At 55.5% G+C, this 15785-nt stretch carries 7 protein-coding genes; 3 read left to right on the top strand and 4 right to left on the bottom strand.

Going from position 1 to position 15785, the window contains the following annotated elements:
- Positions 1-22: 22 nt before the first annotated feature.
- Positions 23-1129, bottom strand: a complete 1107-nt coding sequence (gene lptG / locus HY962_01120) for an LPS export ABC transporter permease LptG (protein ID MBI5645504.1) — start codon at positions 1127-1129, stop codon at positions 23-25.
- A complete protein-coding gene (locus HY962_01125; GenBank protein MBI5645505.1) occupies positions 1130-2608 on the bottom strand; it encodes an LptF/LptG family permease in 1479 nt (492 codons plus the stop codon).
- Between the two features lie 451 nt (positions 2609-3059).
- On the opposite strand from HY962_01125, the gene sprA reads away from it, so the two are divergent.
- A complete protein-coding gene (sprA, locus tag HY962_01130; GenBank protein ID MBI5645506.1) occupies positions 3060-10337 on the top strand; it encodes a cell surface protein SprA in 7278 nt (2425 codons plus the stop codon).
- 96 nt (positions 10338-10433) lie between these two features.
- Complete coding sequence (locus HY962_01135; protein MBI5645507.1) at positions 10434-11351, top strand: glycosyltransferase family 2 protein; 918 nt, start codon at positions 10434-10436, stop codon at positions 11349-11351.
- On the opposite strand, the gene HY962_01140 is transcribed toward HY962_01135, so the two are convergent.
- Positions 11337-11930, bottom strand: coding sequence for a sterol desaturase family protein (locus HY962_01140; protein MBI5645508.1), 594 nt, complete (start codon positions 11928-11930; stop codon positions 11337-11339). The two genes, HY962_01135 and HY962_01140, sit on opposite strands and share 15 nt — an antisense overlap.
- 204 nt (positions 11931-12134) lie before the next feature.
- On the opposite strand from HY962_01140, the gene HY962_01145 reads away from it, so the two are divergent.
- Entirely contained in the window at positions 12135-14861 is a 2727-nt protein-coding gene (locus tag HY962_01145) for a UPF0182 family protein (GenBank protein ID MBI5645509.1), read from the top strand.
- Positions 14862-14866: 5 nt separating this feature from the next.
- Here HY962_01145 and HY962_01150 read toward each other — a convergent pair whose 3' ends face one another.
- Entirely contained in the window at positions 14867-15700 is an 834-nt protein-coding gene (locus HY962_01150; protein MBI5645510.1) for a sulfurtransferase, read from the bottom strand.
- Positions 15701-15785: the final 85 nt, after the last annotated feature.

A 15785-nucleotide genomic window follows, 5' to 3' on the forward strand; every position in this document is an offset into this window, starting at 1 on the left:
CTCGAAGTGTGATCCAAGGCCCTTATTTCTGCACACGAGTGATGACAATCCCGGCAGCCACAAGAAAGAGCATATTCGGAAGCCAGGCGGCGAGGATTGCGGGTATCGAACCGTTGTACCCGAATATCTGGCTAAGCTTCTGTCCAACCAGATACACAAAACAGAGAAAGATGCTGATTCCGAACTGAACCGAAAGCCCGCTGCGCCGTTTTACAGATGCAAAAGGGACTGCAAAAAAAACGACAATCAGGGATGCGAACGGAAAGGCGATTTTCCCGTGGTAATCCACCAATAACCGGTCGATGTCGCTTCCCGCGCGCCTCTGGCGGTCTATGTAATCGCGCAATTCATCGAGTTCCATCTCTTCAGGCTTCTGTTGCATCCGCGCTATTACTTCCGGCGTCAGCGCGAGTACCGGCGCATCGAGCGAATCATCTCGCTCCACGGTCTCGCGACGAGCAGCTTTGAGAGACGAGTCGTGAAGGAAGGTCCGCGAGGTCGCGTTCTGAAGTTTCCATCGTCGACGGGGTAGATCCCAGCGCATCGACGCCGCATCAATACGTTTTTGCATGACCGTCGGGTCGGTAGTCCGGAATTGCTGAATCGAGACGCGCCGAGCAGTCAAGACCGACTCATCAAAGTACTCCACCGATACGATTCTGTTGTCGGTGTCTTGAAAATACATGTTGTACCTGCCGCCGACACGCAAGTTCTTTTTAAGGTACTCGCGTTCGATTGAGAGTCGCGCCGCATTGATCCGTGGTACCAGATAGCCATCGAACCCCAACATCCCAAGACTGACCAGCAGCGCCAGCGCAAGGAACGGCCGCATATACCGGCTTAAACTCACACCGCTGCATTTAATGATGGTGAGTTCGTTTGTTGCGCTCATCTTTCCGACAACAAAGAGGCCGGACAGCAGCAGTGCAACTGGAACCATCAAGCTGAGGATACGCGGAAGAAAGTACACGTAATAGGCGGCGATCATATGTGTCGGCACATTCTCGTCGATGAAATCATCCAGATTTTCGATCATGTCGACCATGATGAAGATCACGCTGAAGGCGATGATCGCAAACAGCGATACCTTGAGAAACTGCATGGCCAGATGGCGATCGAGGCGCGTCATTCAGGACTCGTGCGGATTGTGTACCGTCGATTGATGCTCCACGCGCCATGCACGCGGGATCAAACGTGTAAACACGGACCAGTCAATGACCCAGGTTTCTCGCGCGGTTTTAATCGCCAGAAGCACCCCGATGGTACCGAGCACCATGTTCGCAGCCCACATGCCAACAAATGGCGTGAGAATGTTCCTGTCTGCAAGCTTCTCTCCGCCTATCAGAAAGGCCCAATAAAAGAGGAAAAATCCCAAGCTGATTCCTGCTCCAACACCGAATCCTCCGCGCCGCGCCATCATGCCTAGCGGAGCACCGATGAGAACAAAGACAAGACACGCAGCGGGGATCGAGTACTTCTTGTATACTTCGACCAGGTATTTATTGACCTGCGTCTCGTCGTAGTCGATGGAGCTCTGTTCGGCGGCAATCATCGCCTGTGATTGCCGGAGGTTTCCCACAACACGCATGATGGCGTCGAGCGTGTCACGCCTAGTGGACACACCATGCACCGGGGACAGAATCGTATCCGGATCCACATCTGTCAGCATGGGTTCGAATGCATCTGCCGCGAAGGGGTCGGCGGGATCGCGTTCGTGTCGCATTAAGGTCCATGGAGAAATATCACGAATAATTCTCTGATGAAGAGCTTGCTGCTTTTTACCCTGCAAGGCGCTGATGGAGTCCACTATTCCCTCCATCATCTGCGCGCTCATGGTCCGGTCGTCTCGTTGTGCGGATGAAGCATCGCTTCGCTGAAAGCCGAAGCCGGAGGCCGGGATGCTGACGCGATGCCGCGAAAAACGGAGCGTGCGGTAGGAACGCGACTTGTCGGAATCGATTTCATGGATTTCACCATTTCGAAGATCCATGATCACTTTCGAATAGTCTGGTGAAAACGCCACACTGCCATGAGCCGCGGTCACAACCACCGATTTTTCCGGCCGGGACAGATCATAGATAGTCACGCCTTCCAGATCATTCGTTTTTTCAAACGTCTTCCTGACGAGGATGCGGTAATTCGGCAACTGATCGTCGGTGGTGAACACTCCGGCCTGGAGCGACAGCGTGGGCTTGATCCGCAGAATATCGGTCATGAGTGTGCGGAGGCGGATATTCGCTTCGGGCAGCACGCGGTTATTAAACAGGATTAGGCCCCAGGTGACCAACCCTGTCATGAAAAAAACCGGCAGCAACATGCGGTAGAGGCTCATGCCGCTTGCCCGCATGATGACGACCTCGTTGGTGGACGAGAGATTTCCGAAGGCCATCAAGGTTGCAACCAACACCGACATCGGCACGGAAAGAACCAGAATCCAAGCGAGATTCAAGGAAATCAGTTCAAGCACCACCCAAATGCTCAGTCCTTTCCCGACGATGTCACCCGCGGATTTCATAAGGAACTGAAGTAGAAAGAGAAACACGATGACTGCGTTCGAGAAGAGGAACGGGCCGACGTGTGCCCTCAGGATGTGCCTTCCGAGAATCATACGACCGCCTGCAATGCACCATCACACCGCATGGTCACAGTGTCTCCGTCGTCATAGGCGCGATCCGATATCCGACCGGGTGCGTCCGCTTCCTTGACTCCCCGCGGCACGCAATATTTCTGCATTGAATCAGTCGCATGAAAAAATATACCTTTGATCGGCGTGAACTCCAATGACGAACCGTGTCTCTCATGAGCAATCACGTATTTCTGCCCCTTCATTTTGTTGCACGTATTGCACGATTGTTCGTAGTTTTGAAGCTTGACAGAATCAGATAACGACGGAACCGAATATTTTGAGACCTCTCCAACACGAGTTTCCCACCAAACACAGGCGTCTATCGACACCTCCGCTACAGCGTTCATAAGTTGATTTTATCCACGACTGTACTTTCAGGAGTGTCATTCTGAACCCCTTACGTGTGATACCCCCACGAGTCGCGCGCGCGTCTATGACGTTCGCGCACATCGTCGCGGTGGTGGGACTTTCTGCAGCAGCCTTCGGCATCGTCGTCGGCCTGGCACCACGCCCGGCCTCAGGGAACGCCATATCCATGCATGGCGCGCGGCAGTGGAACGCGCTGTACAGCGATTCGCATCTACCCCGGACTGACAGCGGGAAAATTCTCGACGCGGGTCTTCGCCCCGAATCCGGGGAGCGGTCCGAAGCACAGGAGGTTGTGGCAGAAGCCGGAGAGTCGCGCGGGCTCACGACTTTCGATTTGAATGAGTCATTGAGCGTATATGATTCTTCACGTGTCCCAGACAACACGGCGGCTACCGCGTATCAGCCGGGTACCGAAGGCGACGACAGTCTCACAATTGTTTCCGATTCCACAAACAGAATCCGCTTCCTCCCGGATCGTCGGCGCCAGGGCGCTGTTGCGCGTCCATTCCCGGAGCGCATGTCTCCCGCATATCTGCAACCGAGCGAGGGGTACGGAATTCAGCGTGTTGTGAAAGTGGACTCGACACGCAACGTGGTGATCATCCGCGAACAAGTCAACGGCCGTGATGTGCGGATACCGTATGAGATGCCGCTCGAGGAGTACATTCAGCAGCGTTACGACTACGAAAGGAATCGGCGCACCGCGGAATTCATTGCGAAGCGCAACGACAGCCAGGCAGGCAAGCTCGAAGGGCTGTTGAAGAATATTTCCGAATTCGACATCCCTGTTCCGCCAAATCCATTGATGAGCATATTCGGAGATCGGAACCGTATCAGTCTGCGCATCAGCGGTTCGATAGACATCAACGCCGGATTCCGCATCGAGAAGTCGGACCAGCAGTCGGTGTTCATGCGGCAGACCCAGTTCTCGCCGAACTTCCGTCAACAGGTCAACGTGAACGTCAACGGCCTGATCGGCGACAAGTTGAGCATCCGCGCCGATTGGAGTACGGAGCGCACGTTCGATTATGAAAACCAGTTGAAGATCAAATACACCGGATACGACGACGAGATCGTAAAGAGCATCGAGGCGGGAAACGTGTCGTTGCAGACCCCTTCGCAGCTTGTGGGCGGGAGCGGCGCGCTCTTCGGTATCAAGGCGGAATTTCAATTCGGCCCGCTGCATCTATCAACCGTTGCGAGTCAGAAAAAGGGTGAGTCCAACAAACTCTCGGTGGCGGGAGGTGCAACAGAACAGAAGTTCGAAAGGCATGCGTACGATTACGCCGAGAATCACTATTTCGTCAGTCTCGACTACCGCGAGCCGGATCCGAACAAGGGCGGGGCGAACGTCTACGAGTCGTATTACAATTACCGCGCGGATGGAGGCACCGCCCCGCTCATCCTGCGGCCCGACCTGCAGATCCGCGATATGGAAGTCTGGATCACACGTCCGGCTTCGGTGGGTAGCGTGTCCGATCCCGAAGAGCGTCCGGGCGTCGCGTTCATCGACATGCCGAACTTCCTGTATTTCCAGTCCTCGCCCACGCTGAGCGACAGTGTGTTGAAGTATGCGGACGGAAATCTCAAGGTCGAATCACAATCAGGGATCGTTGAGGTCGGTAATTTCAAAAAGCTGAAAAAGGACGCGGACTACACCTACAATCCCACGACGGGCATTCTGACGATGACGCAGAGCGTCCAGGAGGATCAGGTCATCGCTGTTGCGTACAGAGTCGTGGGTGCGGATCAGGCCGGGCTCGGGGATTATTACTACGGCACATTTGTGAGTGATCAACGATTCGTCTCTTCCTCCGCCACGCCGCGTTTGGTGCTCAAGCTGGTCAAGCCCAAGAATCTGAGTCCGGCGTTCACGAAAGCGTGGAAACACCGTGTGCGCAGCATCTATTCGCTCAACATGCGCAACATCAAGAAGGAAGATCTTGCCAATTTCCGCATCGTTTACCGGCAGGGCGGAACCCCCGACGACGAGAACATGCCGGGCACATTTTTCAAATGGCTGCGTCTGTTCGGCATCGACTATTCGGACGACAACGCGACGGGACAGCCCGACGGAAAAATAGACTTCATCCCGGGGCTGACCATCGACTACATCCGCGGTGAAATCATTTTCCCAACTCTGGAACCGTGGAACGAGGGACTCAAGGCGCTCTATGCGCGACTTCCGGGTACAAACGTGGCTGACGTGCAGCAGTACCTCTATCCTGAAGTTTACACGTCGACGAAAACGATCGCGCGACAGAGTCAGAACGATAAAATCATGATTGTCGGCACGACGAAAGGTTCGAGTTCATCGACATACTATCTCGGATTCAACGTCGTTCCGGGCAGCGTGCGTGTACGTCTCAATGGCCAGCCGCTCGCCGCGGGGAGCGATTTCACTGTCGACGAGCAAGCCGGACAAGTCCGCCTCATCAAGGAAGAAGCGCTCGTACCCGGTGCGAAGGTCGAAATCGAATACGAGAAGCAGGATCTGTTTTCATTTGCATCGAAGACACTGCTCGGTGCGCGCGGCGAAGTGGACTTCGGGAAGGAGTCGTTCCTGGGATTCACTCTGCTGAGTCTGAATCAGAAGACGCTCAGCGACAAAGTGCGCATCGGTGAGGAACCGATCAGCAACACCATGTTCGGCGTCGACGCACGCACGCGGATCGACCTCCCCTTCATTACCGATGCGCTCAACACGCTCCCCTTCATCCAGACGAAGGACAAATCGTCACTAAGTATGCAGGGCGAGGCGGCTGTGATACTCCCCGATCCGAACACAAAGATCAGTCCCATTCCCTCGGATCAGGGCAAGGGCATCGCGTACATCGACGACTTCGAAGGAGCGAGAGTGTACATTCCTCTGCAGACTGCGTACTCCGCCTGGAAGATCGCATCCGTTCCGAAATCCGTGCCGGGCATCGACGCAGCAAGTGATTCGATCATGAATGGCCGCCGCGCGAAGTTGAACTGGTACAACGTGCCGATCTCTTCGTCTTCCAACCGTTCCGTAGTTGTCACCGACATCTGGCCGAACAAACTTGCGGCACGCGAAGATCAACGTGTGACGGTGCTCGACCTCGATTTCAAGCCCGATCAGCGCGGCGCATTCAACTACTCGCCTGATCTTGCAGCTCCATCGCAGACGTGGAACGGCATCATGCGCACGCTGCCAGTCAACGCAACCAATCTCGTCGACGGCAACTACAACTACATCGAGCTGTGGATGCGCGTCGAATCGCTCAATCAGGGTTCGAAGCTGCTGATCGATCTTGGCAAGGTGACCGAAGACGTGATTCCGAACGGCGTTCTGAACTCCGAGGATCTTGTCAATCCGGCGTCAATCCGCAACGGCATATTAAATCCCGGCGAAGACATCGGACTCGACATGCTGACCGATGCGGAGGAACGCGCGCTCTACCCGTCGCTCGGCGATGATCCATCACTCGACAATTACTCATACAACATCAACAACTGGGATGCTTTCAACGGAACGCAGACGAATATCGACGATGCCGCGGGCCAGTTTCCCGATACGGAAGATTTGAACAACAACGGCATCCTCGATCTGACAAACGATTATTTCCAGTACGAGATAGATCTCGACACCACCAAGTTTTCGCTGTCTCTTCCGCCATCGCAACGGAATCCGTGGGTGGTCGGAGGTGGGACAAACGGCTGGTATCAATTCCGCATACCTTTGACCAATGCGCGTGTTGTCGGCACGCCCGCCCTCGACAATGTGGAATACGTCCGCGTGCTGATGACGGGCATGGAGCGCGCGGGCATCGTGCGCATTGCCGAGTTTAATTTCGTGGGCAACCAGTGGTACGAGCGTGAGCGCAGCGATCCTTCGTTCACCGTATCAGTGGTGAACGTCGAAGACAATCCCGAGTACACGAGCCCGCCGGGCGTTGTGCGAGAGCGCGACCGTCGTCGACCCGATCAGGTGGTGTATATGAACGAGCAGTCTCTTGCGCTCGCCTTCCATAATCTGCCTGACACAACATACCGCGAGGCGTATCGTCTTTTCCCTGCCACCGGTGTCGACATGTTCAACTACGAAAGTTTGAAGATGTACGTGCACGGCGAGCAGAGTCTTGGACCGGACGACTACGAAGTCGTCATGCGTTTCGGCATCGACACTGCCAACTATTACGAATACCGGGCGCCGGCGCATCCCGGTTGGGACAGCAAGAACGAAATCGCGATTCGATTTGCAAACCTGACCGCGATAAAAACTCTGCGTGACACATGCAGCAAAGTCGCGGAAGTTGACGCCGAAAACCTCGGAGGTGCACCGGGTTCCAAGTACCGCGTCGTGGGTTGTCCGGACGTGGTGAGCGTGCGGTTCATTTCCGTGGGCGTGCGCAATCTTCATGTGGGACAGACAATCTCGGGCCAGATCTGGATAAACGAACTCCGCGTTGTCGGACCGAACAAAACAAAAGGCATGGCCTACACCGGCAGCATGAACCTGCGCATGGCGGACATCGCTGACATAAGCGCGTCGATGAGCCACACGGATCCGTACTTTCACTCCCTCTCCGAGCGGTTCAGCTCTTCGCGTGCGAGCACGACCACTTGGAGCATGAACACCACGTTGAATATCGACAAGGCCTTCCCGAAAGACTGGCAAGGAACGCAGGTTCGCGTCACGTACTCGCACTCCGAGAACCTGTCCAAACCCCTTCTACTGCCGGGACAGCCCGACGTGGAAGTCGAGGGCTCATTGCGCATCCTCGCAGAGGAGCTCCGGCGCCAGGGGAGACCGCAGCAGGAGATCGATGTTGCCGTGCGTGATGCGCGACTCGCCGCACAGACACTTGAGATCCGCGACAGTTGGGCCATACCAACCGTACGCCTCAAGGCGCCCGGCAAACACTGGCTGATCGAAGATTTTGTGAATCGGCTTGAGCTCAGTTACAATTATTCGATCGTGCGCTTCCGCGACCCCACGATACAGCGACGGCGCAATTGGCAGTGGCAGGCACGTGTCGGATACGGATACGATTTCGGACGCGAAGCATTTATCAAGCCGTTCAGCTCGATCTTCGACGGCGTATTCCTCCTAGATTTTTACAAGGACGCGAAGTTCTACTACCTGCCGTCTCGCATCAATCTCGGCGCGGATCTGAACCGCTCCCGCATCGAGGAGCAGAGAAGAAATCCGCCGGAATTCCGTCCTTTCATCAGAGAGTTCTCTCACAACAGGTCGATGAACATTTCGTTCACGCTGGCGGAGCAAAGTCTGCTCAATCTCAGTGGATCGTACAATTCGTCCTTGCAAACCTCCCTGCTGCATCTGGAAACCGATTATGCGGTTGATGAATTCGGCATGCGGATGAAAGATGCGTACGGTGCTGACGTCGTGACCCAACGCAAGAGCTCGACCATTTTCCGCGAGATCTTTTTTGGAAAGGGATCGTTGTACTTCGGCATCCCGATCCGCTACACCCAGCAATTCAGTTTGAACAGCCGTCCGTTGCTCCCGCGCTTCTTCGACCTCGACCGCTACTTCGACATGTCGGGAGGCTACACCGTGAATTACACGTGGCAGGAAAATCTGCAGCAGCTTGGTCTCGGTCGTCAAGCGAGCTATAACGCCAGTGTCAACTGGTCCGTCAACCTGCGTTTGAAGTCGCTCTTCGATCCGCTTTTCGACACCAAGGACGGCGGGCCTGCCGCGGGCGGACCGGCCGGAGCCGGCAGGCAGATCAGCATGCCCGAAGCGAAGAGGCCCAACGCGACCGCAGCCATCGATGACGCAAAACGCGATCTGATCAAACGGCAGAAGGAGTTGAAGGAAGCCGCGCGTGAGCTGCAGCAAAAGAATCCCAAGGAATTCGAGCGCGTTCAGGCCGACCTTAAAAAGAGCGAAGCGGAATTGAACCGTTTGATTGGCGCATCGACCGACACAACATCGGTTGCAACCGCAATTGTCGATTCGGCTGTTGATGCATCCTCGGGATTCGACGTCGAGAAGTTCCTGAAGAACGCGGCATACTACGCAATCAAAGTGCCCTTCCTCGATTACGAGAACATCAGTTTCACCTTTTCCGAAACAAACCAGAGTACTGTGACCGGCGTGCGCGGCGCAACCGGATTCTCCGTGTTCTGGACGACGGATCCCTTCGGGAACCCTGCCGACGCTGGGATCGGACCTTCGCGTCTGTATCAATTGGGTCTTGTGAGCGATCCCAATCCCGCGTCGGGCTCCCTGGGTTTCAAGAACAGCTTCCCATTCATCGGCATCGATAACTTCTCAAGGGGATTACGCGCACCGAATCCCAACGGCATATACACCGACAACTTCTCGCAGTCGAACACGATCGCGATAAAGACAAATCGCCCGTTGTGGGAAGGTGCACGCATCGAACTCAACTGGGACCTGCGCTGGTCGGTGAACAAGAATTATCAGTTCTCCACCGACAGTCTGGGAATCCAGACCATCACCAGTCTCACATCGACCGGTCAACTCGAACGCTCCTATCTCGCTTTCCCCGACTTCCTCTTCTTCAGTTTCTTCAACACGAACATTGAAGCGGTGAACGCGCGGTACAAGGAATTGATGTCGGACGCAGGCGACCGCCGCAGCCAAAGCGAGAAACTGACACAGGCCTTCGAGGAGGGTTTCGAGGCGATTCCGTGGCTCACGCGCGTCCTTGGCGGATTCCTGCCTCGCGTGAACTGGGGACTGCGCTGGGACGGCATCGAAAAAATCGGCTTCATGCAGAGCGTCGCCGATCGCATCGGCCTCGAGCATCGTTATTCCTCCACGATGACTACCGCCTTCCGTTACGATCAAAGCACGGGTGAGCGCAATACAGAGTCCAAACGCATCGGGTATAATTTTTCGCCGCTCATCGGTCTCTCCCTCGGCTTCAACAAATTGTGGGGCGGGGATATGACGGTGACCGCACGCTGGGGGAAGCAGCGGAATTTCGATTTGAATTCCTCCGCGAACAACATTGTGGAACAATCCACAGACGAAGTATCGATAACAGCGAATTTCAGGAAGACCGGTATCGAAATGCCGCTGCTCGGCCTCACGCTCAAGAACGATATCGACTTCAGTTTCTCGTTCAGTCTCAACAAGTCCGCATCACATGTGTACGAAGTTGTGAGCTTGGACTCTGGCGGTCAGCCTCGAGAAGGAACAACCAAAATCACCATCGAACCGCGCGTGCGGTATGTCATCAGCCAGCGCGTGCAGTCATCGGTATTCTACCGCTTCCAGCAGACAAAACCGGATTCGTCGGTGGGTTCGAGAATTCCCGGAACGACAATTCATGAAGGCGGTCTCGAACTTCGCATTTCGATCACGGGATCGTGAGCACCCATCGCGGCGCGGCACCATGCTCGCTTCACATTTGTCGGCGGCACTGGATTCAAAGCCGGGCCATCCGGTAATCAAGAACGCGGCCGTTCGATGACACACAGCGTGGTGATAGTGACACGCAACCGTGCGCAGGAAGTGAAAGACCTCCTGCACTGCCTTGCCGTTCAGACGACCTGTGCCGACGAGATACTTGTTGTCGATGCGTCGGACACTGACGAGACATCCGGATTCTGCTCGAACGATAAACCCGCAGGTACGCCTCTCCGCTACCTTCGCGCGGATGCGGATATCTGCACACAGCGCAACATAGGTATCGAGTCGAGCTGCGGGGACATCATCACATTCCTCGACGATGATGCTCGCATTGGCCCGGACTATTGCGCCACCATGCTTCGCTATTTCGAAAATGACGCCTCCATCTCGGGCGTCGGCGGTTCAATGACCGATGTCCCATTGCCCGGACTCGTCGAGCGCGTGTTCCGCTGTCTGTTTTTCATCCAAACAAACAGAGGCCGGAACCGCTTTCGTCTGTCGGGATTCCCTGACTTTGGATTCGCATTTCCACACGACCGCGAGGTCGACTTTCTTGCCAGTACGGCCGCCTCGTTTAGAAAATCCGCCATCGGTGCGCTACGATTCGACACAGGGGCATTCAGCGGGCGGGCGCTGGGACTACAAACCGGTCGAGCATTTGCGGAGGACGTGTGGTTTTCATTTCAGGTGGGACGGAGCGGCCGCCTTATCGTCGGCGCGTCACTGGCATTTTTTCACACGCCAAGTCCGGCATCGCGTGATGGTGTCCATGTGACCCAGACCTTGTACTACCACGCGATGCGGACCGTAAGCGCGCGCATGGCACACGGCATCATTCAGCAGCTCGCACGCCGATGGGCTCTTATCGGGTGCGGCCTGCTTGCGATGATACAAACGGTTGTGAAACGCGACCTCGGGTACCTCACCGGCTATCTTGCTTCATCCCGTCTACCGGCATCGTCAAGAACGGCCTGATTGATCCCGCTGAAATGATGTACGAAGGATGATATCCCAAAGCGGGGAACTGACACCATAGCCGCGATCAGGATCCGCGAAGTGATGGCGCATGTGATACTCTCGAAGATAGCCGAACACGCGGCCTTTTATCGGGAAGTGATGCACAGCGTAATGCGTCATGTCGTACGCTAGGTATCCTGTCAGCATGCCGGCCATGAGCGGTGCGGCATGTACGGTGCCAAAAAGCACTGTCCATAAAAAGTAGAACGCGGTGGCGAGCGGAAGACTCACGGCTGGCACCATGACGAGACGCAGCGGATCGCTGGGATAGTCGTGATGGACACCATGAAACATCCAGTGAATCTTCTGTCCCCACCCGGATTTCGGATGGTAGTGGAAAATAAACCGGTGAAGCGAGTACTCGATAAACGTCCATAGCGCGAGTCCGGCGAGGATCACGAGCACTGCTTTCGAGAGAGGGAGTTCGTACACGGCAAGAGCGGCGTACGTACATGCGGCTATCACGGGGACGAAGATCCAGAGCGGGACGGACCAGTGCACATGCGAGAAAAACTCCATGAAGTCGCTCTCGAACATTCTAGGCGTTCGTTTACTGTTTTCAATAAATAGCTTCATAGTCCTGCACTTTCAGCATATCACTTGAGCGTTGCGCGATGCGCGATAAAAAATAATACGAAGACGCGCGGAATACCGCAACGAGCGCGTTTCAAATGCACCCGTAGTTGGACTTCGCGGGATGACGCGCTAGATTTCATTTTCCTCCAGAAACCGGATCCTCCCATGAAGACGCGCCGCATCATCACGTTTGTACTGCTCGGTCTAATTGCGCTCCTGATTGTCCTCTCGATGGCGGCAGGATTCATCACCGACTTCTGGTGGTTCGACAGTCTCGGTTTCGCGGGTGTATTCCAGACCTCCTACGAGACACGATACGGACTGTGGCTGGCTTCGTTTGTACTCTTTCTTGCCGCGATGTACGGAACGCTGCGCACAGGCCTCGCCAGCGTCCCGTCGATTCCCGCCGATCCACGTTTTGCAAATCTTTTCGAGGCCCTTGGCAAGTTTGCCCGCGTCGCCCTTTACGGCGGCGCCGTGATTTGCGGTTTCATGACCTCGGGGTACATCGCCGGCCACTGGATGGACGCACTTGCGGCGGCCCAAGCGGAATATTTCGGAATAGCGGATCCAATCTTCGGCAACGATGTGGGGTATTACGTTTTCACACTTCCGTTCCTGGATGTGGTGAAGAACTGGTTGCTGGCCACCGTGGTACTCGCATTTATCGGCACGCTGCTCGTGTACCTCGTTCGGCAAGGCGTGTCTTTCGCGTTCGGCCGCGTTGCAGCGTCACCCCGTGCGCGCGTTCATTTGGCATCGATCCTTGCAGTGTTTTTTGTTCTGCTCGCATTCCATTCCTGGCTCGGGCGTTATGATGTGCTGTACTCGACACGGTCAGGCAGTTTTTTTGGAGCGGGATACACCGACGTCAACGCGCAACTTCCCGCCGCATGGATAGTGATTGTGCTGACCCTGGCGGCAGGCGGGCTGCTTGTGCAGGCGCTTATCAAGGGCGCGTACAAACGCCTGGCGCAGGTCTTTGGTGGATACGTCGCAATCGCGATTCTCGCGACAGGCGTGTTCCCCGCGGTTATTCAGGGCATCGTTGTCAACCCGAACGAGCAGATAAAGGAACTCGAATACATCCGCAACAACATCACGTTCACTCGTGTCGCGTTCGGGCTCGATCGCATCGAAGAGCGCACCATGAAACCGACGATGAATCTGACGGCCTCCGATCTTGCCGCAGATACCGCAACTCTGAGGAACATCGTTTTGTGGGATTACCGCCCGCTTGCGTCGACGCTCGACCAACTTCAGGTCATCCGCTTGTACTACGACTTTCCCGATGTCGATGTGGACCGCTACCGTCTGCCCGACGGATCGTATCGACAGGTTATGCTCGGCGCCCGTGAATTAAATCAGGACAAACTACCCGCAAATGCGCGGACCTGGGTGAACCAGAAACTCGTCTATACGCACGGCTATGGCATCGGTATGAGTCCGGTGAATGTTGTCACCGACGAAGGTCTGCCTGAATTTTTTGTGAAGGACATACCTCCGACCTCGAGCGTGGGCTTGGAGATTCGCAGGCCGGAGATTTATTTCGGCGAGGAAACACGCACACCTGTGGTGGTGAAGGGCAACATCGACGAGTTCGATTATCCCGTCGGAGACCAGAACCGCATGACTCGATACCTTGAGCAGACAGGCGTCGACATGGGATCCTTCTTCCGTCGGCTGATGTTCGCTCTGCACTTCGCGGACTTCAACCTTCTCATTTCGGGATACATCGGTCCGGAGAGCAGAATGGTGTATCATCGTGCGATACAGGACCGTGTTTCGAAGATAGCTCCCTTCCTCTCGTACGACGGGGATCCGTACCTGGTGGTCGGTGACGGGCGTCTGGTGTGGATGTACGACGCATACACGACGACCGATGCGTTCCCGTATTCGCGTCCTGTGGGAAACATCTCCTACATTCGGAACTCCGTGAAGATCACGATCGACGCGTACAATGGCGAGACGCAGTTTTACTCGTTCGGGATTGACACCGATCCAATCATCAGGGTCTACGCAAGAATCTTCCCGGGTCTGTTCAAACCGATCGACGCGATGCCCGCCTCACTTCAGAAACATGTTCGGTATCCGCAGGACTTGTTCGATATGCAAGCCGAGGTATACTCGACCTACCACATGGAGGATCCGACCGTGTTTTACAACAAGGAGGATCTGTGGAATATCGCGAACGAAAAACTGCAGGAAGAGGTGCAGAAGATGGAGAGTTACTCCGTCGTCATGCGCCTTCCCGGCGAACCGCGGGAAGAGTACATACAGATGGTCCCGTACACTCCGAACAGACGTGATAACATGATCGCCTGGCTGTGCGCGCGCAGCGACGGGGCGAATTACGGGAGAATGCTCGTGTTTAAATTCCCGAAGCAGGAACTGACATATGGTCCGATGCAGGTAACTGCACGAATCGATCAGGATCCGATCATTTCCTCGCAACTCACCCTGTGGAATCAGCAGGGATCGAGCGTTACGCGAGGGAATCTGCTCGTCTTTCCGATCAAGGAAGATGTGATGTATGTGCAACCGGTGTATCTGCAGGCGACGTCAGGGAAGCTTCCCGAGCTGAAGAGAGTGATTGTCTCGTACGGAAATCGCATTTCGATGGAGCCGACTTTGGAAGAGGCGCTGCGGCGAGTATTCGGAGGCAATGCCGCTCTGAGCACACCTGCTCCGAGGTCAAGCCCGGCTGCTGCGATCACATCTCCCACCGCCAATACATCGCCACTCAATGTGTCGCAGCTTTCGAAATCGGCTCTTGAGCGATATGAACGCGCGGTCAAATATCAGCGCGAGGGCAACTGGTCGAAGTACGGCGAGGAACTCGAACTTCTGAAACAGGATCTCAAAAAACTTGTGGAGCAGAGCGCGAAGTAGTCGCGTCAGTCTCCCGTCGCGACGGGATTATCCGGCCAGGAGATCCAATCGCTCCAACTCCCTGTGTATAGGCGCGGCATGCCGAGTCCCGCTTCTTCCATTGCAAGGACGGAAATGCAGGATGTCACCCCCGAGCCACAGTAAAAAATAGATTCAGGATGCAGGTTCTCGTACCGCGCACGCAATTGCTCGACGGGCAGCAGGTGCAATGATGCGCTGTGATTGCCCGCCCAGGGCAGATTCACCGCGCCCGGGATATGGCCGGCAATCGGATCAATTGGTTCGTTATCGCCGCGGAATCTTTCCGCTGCACGCGCATCCACAAGATGCACGCCGTCGGCGCGTCCTTTCACCTTGTCGATATCAACACGCATTCCCAAATGCGGTTCTGCCCGAAACACAGCGGGGGCGGGAGGTGTACCCGATCCCATTTCCGTATCACCGGGAAGCGATTTCCACGCGGTGAATCCGCCGTCGAGAATCCTGACACAATCATGCCCGAGATAGCGGAGCATCCACCACAGACGTGCAGCCCAAGAGCCGCCCGCGTCATCATAGGCTACCACGTTGGAGGTCCCACTCTGTATTCCGAGTGCTGAAAAGACGCGTTCCATACGCTCGATAGAAGGCAGTGGATGTCTTCCTCCGTGCGAACCAACCGGATCGGACAGGTGCTCGTCGAGAGCGCAGAAGACGGCCGATGGAATATGCGCCTGCATGTAGTCCTGACGACCCGCTTCAGGCCTGCCGAGGTCGTGGCGGCAATCAAATATCCGGAGAGAAGGATGGTTGATTTCGGTCCGCAATTCGGACGCGGTGATGAGGTTTGTTCTGCTCATATGTGCGAGTGGATTGTTGCGGAGAAGTGCGTTGACTGGGAAGAACCGGGGACTCAAGGTATGGAGAAAAAGAATTGCACCGAAA

Source organism: Ignavibacteriota bacterium, assembly GCA_016218045.1.
Classification (GTDB): Bacteria; Bacteroidota; Ignavibacteria; order SZUA-365; family SZUA-365; genus JACRFB01.